General features: G+C 65.5%; 12 protein-coding genes. 7 read left to right on the forward strand and 5 right to left on the reverse strand.

Translation table 11 applies throughout. The annotated features are described in order from the left end of the window. Nucleotides 1-7 precede the first annotated feature (7 nt). Entirely contained in the window at nucleotides 8-391 is a 384-nt protein-coding gene (gene rpoZ, locus K369_RS21035; protein ID WP_018267087.1) for a DNA-directed RNA polymerase subunit omega, read from the reverse strand. A 387-nt stretch (nucleotides 392-778) separates the two neighbouring features. On the opposite strand from rpoZ, the gene K369_RS21040 reads away from it, so the two are divergent. After that, nucleotides 779-1,393: an NYN domain-containing protein gene (locus K369_RS21040; RefSeq protein WP_036293925.1), complete on the forward strand. Its 615-nt coding sequence runs from the start codon at nucleotides 779-781 to the stop codon at nucleotides 1,391-1,393. A 61-nt stretch (nucleotides 1,394-1,454) separates the two neighbouring features. Continuing rightward, nucleotides 1,455-2,063, forward strand: a complete 609-nt coding sequence (locus K369_RS21045) for a uracil-DNA glycosylase (protein WP_156968004.1) — start codon at nucleotides 1,455-1,457, stop codon at nucleotides 2,061-2,063. 15 nt (nucleotides 2,064-2,078) lie between these two features. Here the strand turns inward: K369_RS21045 and smpB are convergent, their stop codons facing one another. Both smpB and dapA read right to left on the reverse strand, forming a co-directional pair. After that, on the reverse strand, nucleotides 2,079-2,555 hold the full coding sequence (gene smpB / locus K369_RS21050; RefSeq protein ID WP_024878353.1) for an SsrA-binding protein SmpB: 477 nt from the start codon (nucleotides 2,553-2,555) through the stop codon (nucleotides 2,079-2,081). A 25-nt stretch (nucleotides 2,556-2,580) separates the two neighbouring features. Beyond that, nucleotides 2,581-3,474 carry a 4-hydroxy-tetrahydrodipicolinate synthase gene (gene dapA, locus K369_RS21055; protein ID WP_036293929.1) on the reverse strand — a complete coding sequence of 298 codons (894 nt, stop codon included), beginning with the start codon at nucleotides 3,472-3,474 and terminating at the stop codon, nucleotides 2,581-2,583. A gap of 312 nt (nucleotides 3,475-3,786) precedes the next feature. Between dapA and K369_RS21060 the strand changes: the two genes are divergently transcribed. Next, nucleotides 3,787-6,054, forward strand: coding sequence for a lytic transglycosylase domain-containing protein (locus K369_RS21060; protein ID WP_036293931.1), 2,268 nt, complete (start codon nucleotides 3,787-3,789; stop codon nucleotides 6,052-6,054). A 184-nt stretch (nucleotides 6,055-6,238) separates the two neighbouring features. Further along, the gene (locus K369_RS21065; protein ID WP_036293933.1) at nucleotides 6,239-6,541 is read left to right on the forward strand and encodes a hypothetical protein; all 303 of its coding nucleotides are present in this window, start codon (nucleotides 6,239-6,241) and stop codon (nucleotides 6,539-6,541) included. A 3-nt stretch (nucleotides 6,542-6,544) separates the two neighbouring features. On the opposite strand, the gene K369_RS21070 is transcribed toward K369_RS21065, so the two are convergent. Continuing rightward, nucleotides 6,545-6,985, reverse strand: coding sequence for an RES family NAD+ phosphorylase (locus tag K369_RS21070; RefSeq protein ID WP_036293935.1), 441 nt, complete (start codon nucleotides 6,983-6,985; stop codon nucleotides 6,545-6,547). A 6-nt stretch (nucleotides 6,986-6,991) separates the two neighbouring features. Then, complete coding sequence (locus K369_RS21075) at nucleotides 6,992-7,444, reverse strand: antitoxin Xre/MbcA/ParS toxin-binding domain-containing protein (RefSeq protein WP_084570830.1); 453 nt, start codon at nucleotides 7,442-7,444, stop codon at nucleotides 6,992-6,994. Nucleotides 7,445-7,720: 276 nt separating this feature from the next. Between K369_RS21075 and ileS the strand changes: the two genes are divergently transcribed. The 3 genes from ileS to K369_RS21090 all read left to right on the forward strand — a co-directional run bounded on the left by ileS (nucleotide 7,721) and on the right by K369_RS21090 (nucleotide 13,294). Further along, a complete protein-coding gene (ileS, locus tag K369_RS21080) occupies nucleotides 7,721-10,855 on the forward strand; it encodes an isoleucine--tRNA ligase (RefSeq protein WP_036296130.1) in 3,135 nt (1,044 codons plus the stop codon). Nucleotides 10,856-11,081: 226 nt separating this feature from the next. After that, nucleotides 11,082-12,521 carry a lipopolysaccharide biosynthesis protein gene (locus K369_RS21085; protein WP_036293937.1) on the forward strand — a complete coding sequence of 480 codons (1,440 nt, stop codon included), beginning with the start codon at nucleotides 11,082-11,084 and terminating at the stop codon, nucleotides 12,519-12,521. Nucleotides 12,522-12,589: 68 nt separating this feature from the next. Further along, complete coding sequence (locus K369_RS21090; RefSeq protein WP_036293939.1) at nucleotides 12,590-13,294, forward strand: rhomboid family intramembrane serine protease; 705 nt, start codon at nucleotides 12,590-12,592, stop codon at nucleotides 13,292-13,294. The last annotated feature ends 11 nt before the right edge of the window (nucleotides 13,295-13,305 follow it).

Genomic DNA, 13,305 nt, shown 5'->3' on the forward strand with positions numbered 1-13,305 from the left:
CGGCGAATTACTCGCCCTCGTCCTCGACCTCGGCGGGAGGCACGAGACCCTCGAGGCCGCGGAGAAGATCCTCCTCCGTCATGCGGTCGAACTGCGCGTCGCCGCCGTCGGAATCCGGCGAGGCGGCCAGGGACGGCACGGTCTCGGTCTCGGGCTCGTCGACCTCGACATGGCGCTGCAGCGAATGGATGAAGTCTTCCTTCAGATCGTCCGGCGAAAGCGCGGTCTCGGCGATTTCGCGCAGCGCGACGACGGGATTCTTGTCCTTGTCGCGCTCGACCAGAATGGACTGGCCGGAGGAGATCAGCCGCGCGCGATGGGCCGCGAGCAGGACCAGATCGAAGCGGTTCTCGATTTTGTCGATGCAGTCTTCGACGGTGACGCGCGCCATGACTTCTCGGACTCCTCTAGCGTTCGATCGATCGGGCTGCTACACTAATTTTTTGCCGCTGGCAATGCGCGACAGCGCCCGGCCGCCGCGGCCGGGAGGGGCTGCCGCTTGAGGAGCCGTCTATTGCTGTAGTATTTCTGGGCAGAATTTTCGCGTACCCCCTTGACGACCGCCGATACATGGTCGATTTACGGCTTTAACGAAGGGCGTGACTTTAATGTGACGTAGAGCTGTTCGGAGACGGCTCGCCTGTCAGAGACGGCAGTTCGAGATTATCGTCACTGTCGATTCGCGTCATTGTAGAGATGCGTGCTGCCAGTAGGGTCGACAGCGCGTGCGGCAAGCGGCGGCCCCCTCCATACTGGACCCGACAAGAGACCAACAACTATGGCAGACCCGGAACGAATTGCCTTATTCATTGACGGCGCCAACCTCTACGCGACGGCCAAATCGCTCGGATTCGATATCGATTACAAGCGGCTGCTGCGCGAGTTCCAGGGCAAGGGCCGCCTCATTCGCGCCTTCTACTATACGGCGCTGATCGAGGATCAGGAATATTCGTCGATTCGTCCGCTGATCGATTGGCTCGACTATAATGGCTATGCCGTCGTGACCAAGCCGACCAAGGAATTCGTCGACTCGCTCGGCCGCCGCAAGGTCAAGGGCAATATGGACATAGAGCTCGCCGTCGACGCGATGGAGATGGCCGAGCATATCGACCATATGGTCCTGTTCTCGGGCGACGGCGATTTCCGCTCGCTGGTCGAGGCCGTGCAGCGCAAGGGCGTTCGCGTCTCGGTGATCTCGACGATCACCACCCAGCCGCCGATGATCGCCGACGAGCTTCGCCGTCAGGCCGACGAATTCGTCGATCTCATCCATCTCGTCGGCAAGATCGGCCGCGATCCGGGCGAGCGCGCCGAGCGCATGCAGCGCTTCCAGGAGCGCCGGCCGCAGCCGGTGACGCCGGGCGGCGCCCCCGACGACGATCACGAGGCCTGATCCTTCGAAATCAGTATCCTGCGCGGACGAGCCGGGCCATGATTGCCCACTCTGTCCGCGCTTGGTCGCGTACCGGCATGAGCTGAGGGCGCGCCATCCCGACTGGCATAATGCGCCCGTCGCAGATTTCGGCCCGCGTGCGGCGCGCCTGCTGATCGTCGGCCTCGCCCCGGGGCGCATGGGCGCCAATCGCACCGGCCGCCCTTTCACCGGTGACGACGCCGGCCGCCTCCTCTACGCCACTCTCGCCGCAACCGGTTTTTCCCGCGGCGTCTATGACGCCCGCGCCGATGATGGCGTCACGCTCGTCGACTGCCGAATCACCAATGTTCTGCGCTGCGTTCCGCCCGGCAACAAGCCGCTACCCGCCGAGCTTTCGGCCTGCCGCCCTTTTCTCGAGGCGGGCTTGCGCCGGCTGAAGCGGGTGAGACTAATTGTCGCGCTCGGCCGCATCGCCCATGAGGGCGTGCTGCGCGCCTTCTCACTGAAGCCCGGCGGATTCCCCTTCGCCCATGGGCGCGAGCATGAGGTCGTCGCAAATACTCGCAATAGGCGTATTATTCTTATCGACAGCTATCATTGCTCGCGCCTCAACACGAATACGGGCGCGCTGACGCCGCAGATGTTCAGCGCAATCTTCGCGCGGGCTCGGGAAATTTTGGAAAAATAACGCTGAATATTTCCCTCAGCCGCGGTCGCGCAGCAGCCGGCTCTTCTCGCGGCCCCAGTCGCGCTTCTTCTCCACCTCGCGCTTGTCGTGGAGCTTTTTGCCGCGCCCCAGCGCGATCTGCAGCTTGGCGCGGCCGCGCTCGTTGAAATAGAGCTTCATCGGCACGATGGTCATGCCCTCGCGCTCGACGCCCTGCGCCAGCTTGGCGATCTCGCGCTGCTTCAGCAGCAGCTTGCGCAGCCTCTTGGGCTCGTGATTGAAGCGATTGCCGGAGAGATATTCGGGAATGGTGGCGTTGACGAGCCAAGCCTCGCCCTTGCGGTCGACATGGGCGTAGCTCTCGGCGATGGTCGCCTTGCCGGTGCGCAGCGACTTCACCTCTGTGCCGGTCAGCGACAGGCCGGCCTCGAAGGTCTCGCCGATCTCATAATCATAGCGCGCGCGCCGATTGTCGGCGACGACCTTGAAATTGGGGTTTTCCTTCTCGGCCACTGGCGCGCGTCCTGCTGCTGTCCGCTCAGGCGTCCAGCACGCCGGCGAGAACCATCGCGTCGCGAATGGCCTTTTTCGTCGGCTCGGCGGAGGCGACCAGCGGCAGCCGGACTTCCTCCCGCACGCGGCCGAGCAGAGCGAGGCCATATTTGGCCCCGGTCACGCCGGCCTCGAGGAAGATCGCCTGCTGCAGCGCGGTCAGGCGGTCCTGCAACGCCAGAGCGGCTTTGAAATCCCCGGCCAGAGCGGCGTTCTGCAGATCGGCGCAGAGCCGCGGCGCGACATTGGAGACGACCGAGATGACGCCGATCGCGCCGACGGCGACGCTGGCCAGAGCGAGAATGTCGTCGCCGGAGAACTGGACGAAGTCCGGCCCGCAGGCGGCGCGCTGCTGGAGGATGCGGCCGACATTGCCGGTCGCGTCCTTCACGCCGACGATGGACTCGATCTGCGCGAGGCGCGCCAGAGTGGCGACGCTCAAATCGACGACCGAGCGCGGCGGGATGTTGTAGACGATGATCGGAATGGAGACCGCCTCCGCCACAGCGGCGAAATGCTGGTAGAGCCCTTCCTGATTCGGCTTGTTGTAATAAGGCGTGACCACGAGAACGCCATCCGCCCCCGCCTGCTGGGCATGGAGCGCGAGCTCCACCGCCTCGCGCGTGTTGTTGGAGCCGGCGCCGGCGATCACCGGAACACGGCCGGCCGCCTGCTGGATCACGGTCTCGACGACGGCGCGATGCTCCTCATGGCTCAAGGTCGGGCTCTCGCCCGTCGTGCCCACGGGAACGAGGCCATGCGTCCCACTGTCGATCTGCCAGTCGACGAGCGCGCGCAGAGCGGCGTGATCGACCACGCCATCGGCGAAAGGCGTGACCAGAGCGGTGTAGGATCCTCGGAACACTGGCTTGTCGTTCATCTGCCGTCGCTTTCGCTGCGCCACGCGGGCGCCGTAATCGCCGCGCTTACTGACTGGGATTGGTACGGAGAAATTTCGGTCCGTCCTCGCGGCGGCCGTTCCGCCCTGGGAAGACGGGACTGTCATAGCCTCTGGGCGTTTTGGTGAAAAGGGTTTGCGGCGTCCCTCCGCGCGGAATCGGCGAACAGCTCGAGCAGCCGGTCGACGCGGAGCGAAAAATTCGAAAATGCCGCTGCTTAGCGATTTGGTTGACAGTTCCGCAACGAAATGGCCGCAGGCTGGCTTACGTTAAGAGTTCGGAGCGTTGGGCCGATGACGAATCGCCACAGTGGGGCCGCGCGCCTCGTTCTCATCGTCGCCGCCTTGGGTTTGGCGGCGGCCTTCTACCCGGCCACGCAGCGCCGCACGCTCGATCGCGACGGCGACGATCCGCCGCCCGCCGGCGCCGCCACCTCGCCTCGAGAGCCCTTCTCGCCTCGAGCGCCCTGGGCGCCCCGCGATTCGGCGCGCGAAGCGCTGCATGATTTCCTCGGTCCCGCCGCGCCGCCCGATCCGCGCGCCGCCGGCATGCTGCGCCGGCCGCCGGCGGGAGAGGCCGCGTCCAAGCTGCTCTCTTACGCGCCGCCGGACGGCGGGCTCGATCTCGAGGCGCGCGTCGCGCAGCCGCCCGAGGCCGCCGTTCTGCTCGGAACGGATTACGACGCTTTCGGCCGCGCGCTCGCCGCCTATAAGGCCAATGATTTTTCCGGCGGCGATCAGGCGCTCGCCGGCGTCGAGGCGCCGCTCGCCCGCGCCGCCGCGCAATGGGCCGGCTTGCGGCTGCATCCGCGCGAGGCCGGCTTTGTGCGCCTGTCGAAATTCCTCGCCGAGCATCCCGAATGGCCGGCCTCGGCCTGGCTGCGCCAGCGCGTCGAGGAGGCGCTCTATGGCGACAAGCACCCCGATCGGCTGATCGTCGACTATTTCGCCGAGCGTCCGCCCAAGACGCCGGCCGGACGGTTGGCGCTCGCCCGCGTCATGGCCCGCCGCGGCGAGCCGCTGGAGGTCGCGGCGCTCATCAAGCCCATGTGGCGCGAGGATGATTTCAACGAGCAGCTGGAGGCGGCGGCGAAAAAGGAATTCGGCGATTATCTCGACGTCGCCGATCACAAATATCGCGCCGATCGTCTGCTCTACGCCGAGAAGACCGGCCCCGCTCTGCGCATCGCCGCCCATGCCGGCAAGGATGCGCTCGATCTCGCCCGCGCCCGCGCGCTGGCGATCAATGAGAGCGTTTCGGAAAAGACTTTCTCCGCTCTGCCGGCCGAGGCGCAGAAGGACCCCGGAATCCTCTTCGCGCGGATTCACATGCTGCGGCATCAAAAGAAGCTCGTAGAGGCGGCGGCGCTGCTGCGCACGGCGCCGCGCGATCCGCGCCTCATCGTCGATGGCGACGCCTGGTGGGTGGAGCGGCGGCTCATCTCCCGCAAGCTCATGGATCTGGGGCAGTTCGGCGAGGCCTATGCCCTCTGCGCGCAGCATTCGGCGCGCTCGCTCTCCTATCGCGTCGAAGCGGAGTTTCATGCCGGCTGGATCGCGCTGCGATTCCTGAGCGATCCCGCCAAGGCGCAGCGGCATTTCGAGGAGATCGCCCGCATCGCCGAGACGCCGATTCAAAAATCGCGCGGCGCCTATTGGCTCGCCCGCGCCCGTGAGGCCGCCGGCGCGGCCGAGGCGGCGCGCGCCTCCTATGAGGCCGCGGCGCTGCAATCGACCACTTTCTACGGCCAGCTCGCGCGCGCGCGGCTCGGCGCCTTCGATTCGCCCTTGCGTCCGACGCCCGAGCCCGCCCATGGCGACGCCCGCGACGAATCGGTGCGCGCGGTGGAATTGCTCTTCGCCGCCGGCGAGAAGGAGATGGCGGCGCAGCTCGCCGCCGACGCCGCCAAGACGCTAGTCGGCGAGGCGCAGCTCTCGGCGCTGACCGAGGTGGCCCAGCGCCGCCGCGAGGCCAAAATTTCCCTCACGCTCGGCAAGCTCGCCTCCTATCGCGGCATAGCGATCGACGACGCGGCTTTCCCCTCTTTCGGCATACCCACTTTCGCGGCGCTGCCGGGCTCCGCCTCGCGGGCGATCGTCTACGCCATTGCTCGGCAGGAGAGCGCCTTCGATCCCAAAGCCGTCTCCAGCGCCGGCGCCATGGGGCTGATGCAGATGATCGCCTCCACTGCGCGCCACACCGCGCAGCAGACGGGCGTCGGTTTCGATCTCAAGCGCATGATCGACGAGCCCGCCTTCAACGCGCGGCTCGGCGCGGCGCATCTCGGCATGCTGCTCGACGAGCACAAGGGCTCCTATATCCTCGCCTTCGCCGCCTATAACGCCGGCGGCAAGAGGGTGAAGGAATGGATCGACGCCTATGGCGATCCGCGCAAAAGCGAGATCGATCCCATCGATTGGGTGGAACGCATTCCGATCAGCGAGACGCGCAATTACGTTCAGCGCGTGATCGAGAATCTGACCGTCTATCGCGCCCGCTTCGGCGACCGCGAGACGCGCGCGCCGCAGGGCGATCTGTGGCGACAGCAGGCGGCGAATTGAGGGGAGCCGATTTCTCTCCTCCTTTCATTGGCGCGGGCGCGGCGAGCCCCTATATCGAGGTCGCCGAATAAAGTGTTTTCGAGCGAAGCGGGAACTGCTTCGCGTGAAGAAAACACGACAGAATAAAGGAATCGAGCATTTTTCCGGTTCGATCTGAACCGGAAAAACGCGAGTGGAGCGTCCTGTGTCGCAAAAGCACGATATCGACAGACCGGCCGAGATCGAGATCCTCCCGCCCGAGAGCGAGAGCCGTCCCCGCTTCCGCTCGCGCACGCGCATTTGGATCGGCGGGAACGATGGCGTGAAGGTCATCAAGGTCGGGCCGGTGGGCGCGGCTCTGCTGACGCTCGCCAGCGCGGTGATCCTCGCCATGGGGCTCATCTTCTTCGCCAGCGCTTTTATGGTGCTGCTGCCCATCGCGCTGGTCGTCGGGGCGATCGCCTATCTCACCGGCGCCGGCGGCAATCCTTTCCGCCGACTCCCCTGAAGGCTATTTCAGCCGCTCGTCGAGCGGAAAATGTTCCGTCGCGACGATCCGCATCGTCGTGGAGTCCGCATGTCGCGGATTGAGCAGCTGATTCCATGTGCGCGGCGCTAAAACCGAGGGGACGCGCAAGGCGAGGCTGCGCCCGCTGGCGAGCCATGCGTCTCCGATCGACCGCGTGACGGAAATGTCCTCGCGCCAGAAGGGCGGAAGAGCCTCCGGCGAGAGCGTCTCCAGCGAGGGCGGATCGGCGATATCGATCTCGATCAAACGCAGTGCGTCTGGAAAATCCTCGCGATCGAGATGGGCGAGCACCTCCAGCAAAGCCCCGGCCGGGCTCTCCGCCGCATAGAGTATCGGCCGCCCGGCATTGTGCCAGCGCGCCGGAAACAGCAGTCCGCCGCCGCCCTCGAGATCGGCGAAATTCGAAATGCGCCAGAGCCGCATTTTTGTTCAGACGAACATGCCATGCGCGATTTGGCCGAGCAGCTCGGCGACGAGCTGCGCCCCGGTCTCGCTGCGCAGCATGGCGATGGGCGTCTGCCCGGCGAGCGCGGGCGAAGGCTTGCGCAGCCAGCGCCCGGCTTTCTCTGGATTGCCGAACACGCGTTCCGCCTGCGCGCCGATCCGGGCAAGGCGCAGGGCGCGGTCCGTCTCCTCGACGGTCAGCGGCTCCTTTTTGGCGAGCCGGCGCGCCAGCGTTCGCTTGGGCACGACGATCGCCTCTATCTCCTCGCGCGTGAAGCCGCCCGAAAGGCCCTCGATCGCGTCGACGGCGAAGCGAGGCTCCTCGCCGCGCGAGATCAGCGATTTGAACGTCTCGACAGCTCTCTCCGCGAAGCTCTCCAGCGCATCGGGACGCTGCGGATCGAGCAGGGCGGCGGCGGGAGGCGGGAGCGTGACCATGCGCCAGTTTTCCTCATTTTCAGACAATATGGCGCCGGACGGGCGAAAGGTCCATATTCCGGCTTTGCGGCGGCCGTCTGCGCTGGTAGAAAACCGCCATGGTCCTGCGCCGCAGCATACGAATTATTGGCCCGGCCCGCGCTCGAGCGTGATCCAAGCTCGCGCGGCGACCGGGTTCTCGCGCCGATCAAGGCGCCCTTCCGCTTGTTTTCCCTTCCCTTTCGCGCGCCGCCCCGGCTCGGGGCGCAGCCCGCGAGCGCAGCGGTTTCCGATAAGATGAACGAGAAGACCAGAGACAAGTCCCAAGACGACAAGTCCCAGCAGGACAAAGGCCCCGATTTCTCCAAGAGCCTCTATCTGCCGCAGACGGATTTCCCCATGCGCGCCGGCCTGCCGCAGCGCGAGCCGGAAATCCTCGCGCGCTGGGAGAAGATCGGCCTCTACGCCAAGCTGCGCGAGAGCGCCAAGGGCCGGCCGAAATTCGTGCTGCATGACGGCCCGCCCTACGCCAATGGCAATATCCATATCGGCCATGCGCTGAACAAGATCCTCAAGGATCTCGTCACCCGCAGCCGCCAGATGGCCGGCAAGGACAGCAATTACGTCCCCGGCTGGGACTGCCACGGCCTGCCGATCGAATGGAAGATCGAGGAGGAGAACTACCGCTCCAAGGGCAAGAAGAAGCCCGATTTCGCCGATCCCAAAGCGATCGTCGCCTTCCGCCAGGAGTGCCGCGCCTATGCCGCGCATTGGCTCTCCGTGCAGCGCGAGGAGTTCGAGCGCCTAGGCGTGACGGGCGATTGGGCCAATCCCTACGCCACGATGAATTTTCCCGCCGAGGCGCATATCGCCCGCGAGCTGATGAAATTCGCCGAGAATGGATTGCTCTATCGCGGCTCCAAGCCGGTGATGTGGAGCGTGGTCGAGAAGACCGCGCTCGCGGAGGCGGAGGTGGAGTACGAGGATCATGTCAGCGACACGGTGTTCGTGGCGTTTCCGCTTAAATATCGGGAGTCGGCCGGCCAAAAATTGCCGCTAGGCGACAAGTTGCAGAACACCTCGATTGTAATCTGGACGACGACTCCTTGGACGCTTCCCGGAAACCGGGCAGTGAGTTTCTCCAACAAGATCCATTATACCCAGGTTGAGGTCAAAGAGATCGAAGAAGGCTCAAGATGCAAAGTGGGGCAGCGCTTCGTCATAGCGGGATCACTTCTTGATGAAGTTCGCCGTGCGGCAAAAATCGCGGAATGGACGCTTCTCGAAAACATCACAGGATTTGAAGGCTTAGTTTGCGCGCATCCTTTGGCGCATTTGGGCTATGACTTTCCTGTCCCCCTCCTCGATGGCGACCACGTCACCGACGACACCGGAACGGGCTTCGTCCATACTGCGCCGGGCCATGGCGCCGACGACTTCAACATTTGGCTTGCGAACGGCCAACAGCTGACAAAGCGCGGCATCGACACGCGCATCCCCTATACGGTCGACGCCGACGGCTTCTACACCGATGAAGCGCCGGGCTTTCCGGGCAAGCGCGTGCTCACCGAAAAGGGCGACAAGGGCGACGCCAATGAGGCGGTGATTCAGGCGCTGATCGCGGCGGGAAATCTCGTCGCGCGCGGGCGGCTGAAGCATCAATATCCGCATTCGTGGCGGTCGAAGAAGCCGGTCATCTTCCGCAACACGCCGCAATGGTTCATCGCGCTCGACAAGAAATTCGCGCAGTCGAGCCCTCATCCTGAGGAGGCGCGAAGCGCCGTCTCGAAGGACGAGGGCTCGCCCCGCGGCCCATCCTTCGAGACGCCGGCTGCGCCGGCTCCTCAGGATGAGGTGGTTGGCGGCAACGCGCCCACATTGCGCGACATCGCGCTCGACGAAATCTCCCGAACGCAATGGGTTCCCGCTGCGGGCGAGAATCGCATTCGCGGCATGATCGCCAACCGTCCCGATTGGGTGGTCTCGCGTCAGCGCGCCTGGGGCGTGCCGATCGCGGTCTTCGTGAAGAAGGGCGGCCACGACATTCTCGTCGATGCGCGCGTGAACGCCCGCATCGTGGACGCCTTCGAGAAGGAGGGCGCCGACGCCTGGTACGAGGAGGGCGCGGCGAAGCGCTTCCTTGCGCCCGACTACGACCCCGAAGATTACGAGAAGATCGACGATGTTCTCGACGTGTGGTTCGACTCGGGCTCGACGCATTCCTTCACGCTGGAAGACCCGGTTCATTTCCCCGGCCTCGCGGGGATCAAACGCAAGCGCGACGGCGGCGCCGATGAGGTGCTCTATCTCGAGGGCTCGGATCAGCATCGCGGCTGGTTCCATTCCTCGCTGCTGGAATCCTGCGGCACGCGCGGCCGCGCGCCTTATGACATCGTGCTGACGCATGGCTTCACGCTCGACGAGCACGGCCATAAAATGTCGAAGTCGAAAGGCAATGTGGTCGCGCCGCAAAAGGTCATCGCCGACGCAGGCGCCGATATTCTGCGCCTGTGGGTGGCGAGCGTCGATTACAGCGACGATCAGCGCATCGGGCCGGAAATCCTCAAAAGCGTCACCGATAATTACCGCAAGCTGCGCAACACCATCCGCTGGATGCTCGGCACGCTCGCGCATTATCGCGCCGACGAGAAGGTTGCCCATGCCGATCTGCCGGAGCTCGAGCAGCTGGTGCTGCATCGTCTGTCGGAGCTCGGCGAGGAGGTCGCTGCGGCCTATGCGGAGTTCGATTACAAAAAGGTCGTCGCGCTGCTGACGCCCTTCCTCACCAGCGATCTCTCGGCCTTTTATTTCGACATTCGCAAGGACGCGCTCTATTGCGATCCGCCGTCGAGCGCAAAGCGCAAGGCGGCGCTGACCGTGGTGGAGGAGGTGTTCCGCGTGGTGACGACATGGCTCGCGCCCATCCTCGCCTTCACGGCGGAGGAGGCTTGGCTGTCGCGCTATCCCGATGCGGCGTCCGTGCATCTCGAGACTTTCGCCGATCTGCCCGCGTCCTGGCGCGACGAGGCGCTGGCGGAAAAATGGGAGAAGCTGCGCGCCATCCGCTCCGTGGTGACGGGCGCGCTGGAGATAGAGCGCGCGCAAAAGCGCATCGGCTCCTCGCTGGAGGCGGCGCCGCTCGTCCATGTGGCGGACGCCGATCTGCGCGCGGCGCTCACGGGCGTGGACTTTGCCGAAATCTGCATCGTGTCGGATATAGCGATCGACGCGGGCGAGGGGCCGGCCGAGGCCTTCCGCCTGCCCGAGGTCGCCGGCGTCGCCGTGGTTCCGCGGCGGGCTTCGGGCGTCAAATGCGCCCGCTCCTGGAAATATTTCGACGCCGCGACGGCGCAGGCCGATTATCCCGGCGTCACCCCCCGCGACGCGCAGGCGCTGCGGGAGCTGACGGCGGCGGGCAAATGGCCGGCGTAAGGGTTTCTTCGTCCCTGGCCGCTAGCCTCGATCTTCGTGTTCGCTCCTTCTCCCACGCGTGGGAGAAGGTGTCGCGCGAATGCGCGACGGATGAGGGTCCGCGCCGCCGCCCGCGATTTGCAAGATTCCAGGAAGCCTCGGGGACCCTCATCCGACCCGGCTTCGCCGGGCCACCTTCTCCCGCAGGCGGGAGAAGGAGACGCGAGCCTTCGGGAGATAGGGTCAATTGAAGGTTCTCGCCGCCTTCCTCGCCAACACCATCGCCAATTTCCTCATCGGCCTGCTGGTGGCGAAATTCCTCGGGCCGGAGGAATATGGCCGTTTCGCGCTGGCTTTCGCGATCGGCGTCGTCATTCAGACCGGCGCTTTCGATTGGATGCGCCTCTCGGCGACGCGCTTTTATTCGACGCGCGTGCGCGAGGCGGAGCCCGCCATTCGCTCGACGCTCGATTTCGCCTATCTCGCGACCACGGCGGCGGTCATTGTCGTCGGCGGGCTGTTTCTGCTCGTCGCGCCGCCCTTCGCGCTCGGCGATACGCTCATCGCGCTCGCTCTGGCGACGGCGGCGATCAATGGGCTGTTCGACTATTCCACGGCGCTGCTGCGCGCGCGCTTCGAGGACAAGAGCTATAGCCGCGTCGTTCTCGCCAAGAATATTCTGGCGCTCGCTCTCACCGGCGGCGGCGCCTTCCTCTTTCATTCGGCCGGAATGGCCATCGCCGGCAGCCTCGCCAGCCTGCTCGGCGCCGTCTTCACCGCGCGCGTCTCGCTGAAGGACCCCGGCGCCTCGCCGCGCGGCGCGCGCATGGCGACGGCGCGCACGCTCGTCGCCTATAGCGCGCCCATCGTCGCGGCGAACATGCTCTACCAATCCGTGCCGCTGGCGGCGCGGGCGCTCGTCACCGCCTATTACGGCTTCGCCGAGACGGGACAATTCTCGCTCGCCTATGATCTCGGCATACGCGCCATTTACGCGCTGGGCTCGGCGCTGGACGTGCTGCTGTTCCAGATCGCCGTCGCCGCCCATGAGCGGCACGGGGCGGAGAAGGGCAAGGAGCAGATCGCCCGCAATATGACGATCGTCGCAGCCTTTCTGCTGCCCGCCTGCGCCGGCATATGGCTCACAATGCCCTCGATCGAGGCGCTGATCGTGCCGCCGCAATTTCGTGGGCCGTTCGGCCATTATCTCGATCTTCTGCTGCCCGGCCTCTTCGCCATGGGGCTGATTCAATTCGCGATCAATCCGGTATTCCAGATCGAGAAGAAGACGGCGCCGCTCATTGGCGCGGCCTCGGTCGCGGTGGTCGCGGGCCTCTGCTTCGCCTTTGTCATCCCGCGCGGCGCGGACGCCTCCAGCCTCGCGCTCGCCCAATGCCTCGCCTATGTGGCGGCGCTGGCGGCGCTGGTGCTGTTCGCGGCGCGCACCTCGCCGCAATGGCCGCGCATGCGCGACATGCTGGGCGCGCTGGCGGCGACGGGGGCGATGATTGCGGCGCTGCATCCGCTCGCCGGCCTCGAGCCCGGCATTCTCACCCTGCTGTTGCAGGTCGGGGTCGGCGGCTTCGTCTATTGCGGCGCCGTGCTGGCCCTCGACATAGCCGGGCTGCGCGGCCTCGCACTCTCCCGCGTCGGCCCCATATTGGCCAGAGCTCGGGCCGCGCTATAAATTGGCGCGAGGCCGGGCGCGCATCGCCTGGGACGAGAAGGCGGCGCAGCCGGGGGAGAAGCGACGAGATGGTGCTGCCGCTACATGACGACGCGCCGCTGCATTATGTGCGGCGGCCTTACGTCAATTGGACGCTGATGGCGATCAACATCTTCGTCTTCGTCGCCGTGTTCAGTGAATCTTTCGGCGACCCGCTCACTGTGGTGCGCGGCTTCGGCCTCATACCGGCGGTGCTGTTCGGCCGCGCCGAGCTCGCCCCCTGGATCGTCACGCCCGGCCCCGAATGGACGCTGCTGACCAGCCTCTTCTTCCATTCCGGGCTCGGCCATCTCGCGGGAAACATGATCTTTCTCTATGTCTTCGGCGATAATGTCGAGGACGCCATGGGGTCCGCCGGCTATCTCGTCTTCTATCTGCTCTGCGGCGTCTCGGCCGCCATGCTGTTCGCTGTGGGCGCGCCGCTCACCCTCATGCCGCTCGTCGGCGCCTCCGGGGCTATCTCGGGCGTCTGCGCGGCGTTTATTCTGCTCTTTCCGCGCTCCACCATCTTCGGCCTCGTCGCCGGCATCATCCCCATCCATGCGCCCGCCTCGCTCTTCGTCGGCACATGGATTCTCTTTCAGCTGTTCAACGCCTTCACCGACGATCAGGGCCATGTCGGCTGGTGGGCGCATATCGGCGGCATATTGGCCGGGCTCATTCTGACGCCGCTGTTCAAGCGGCGCGACGTGCAATGGTTCGGCCCACGCCCATTCCACGGCCCCTGGGGCTGAGACGATCGGAG

Origin of the sequence: Methylosinus sp. PW1 (genome assembly GCF_000745215.1) — a bacterium.
GTDB lineage: Bacteria > Pseudomonadota > Alphaproteobacteria > Rhizobiales > Beijerinckiaceae > Methylosinus.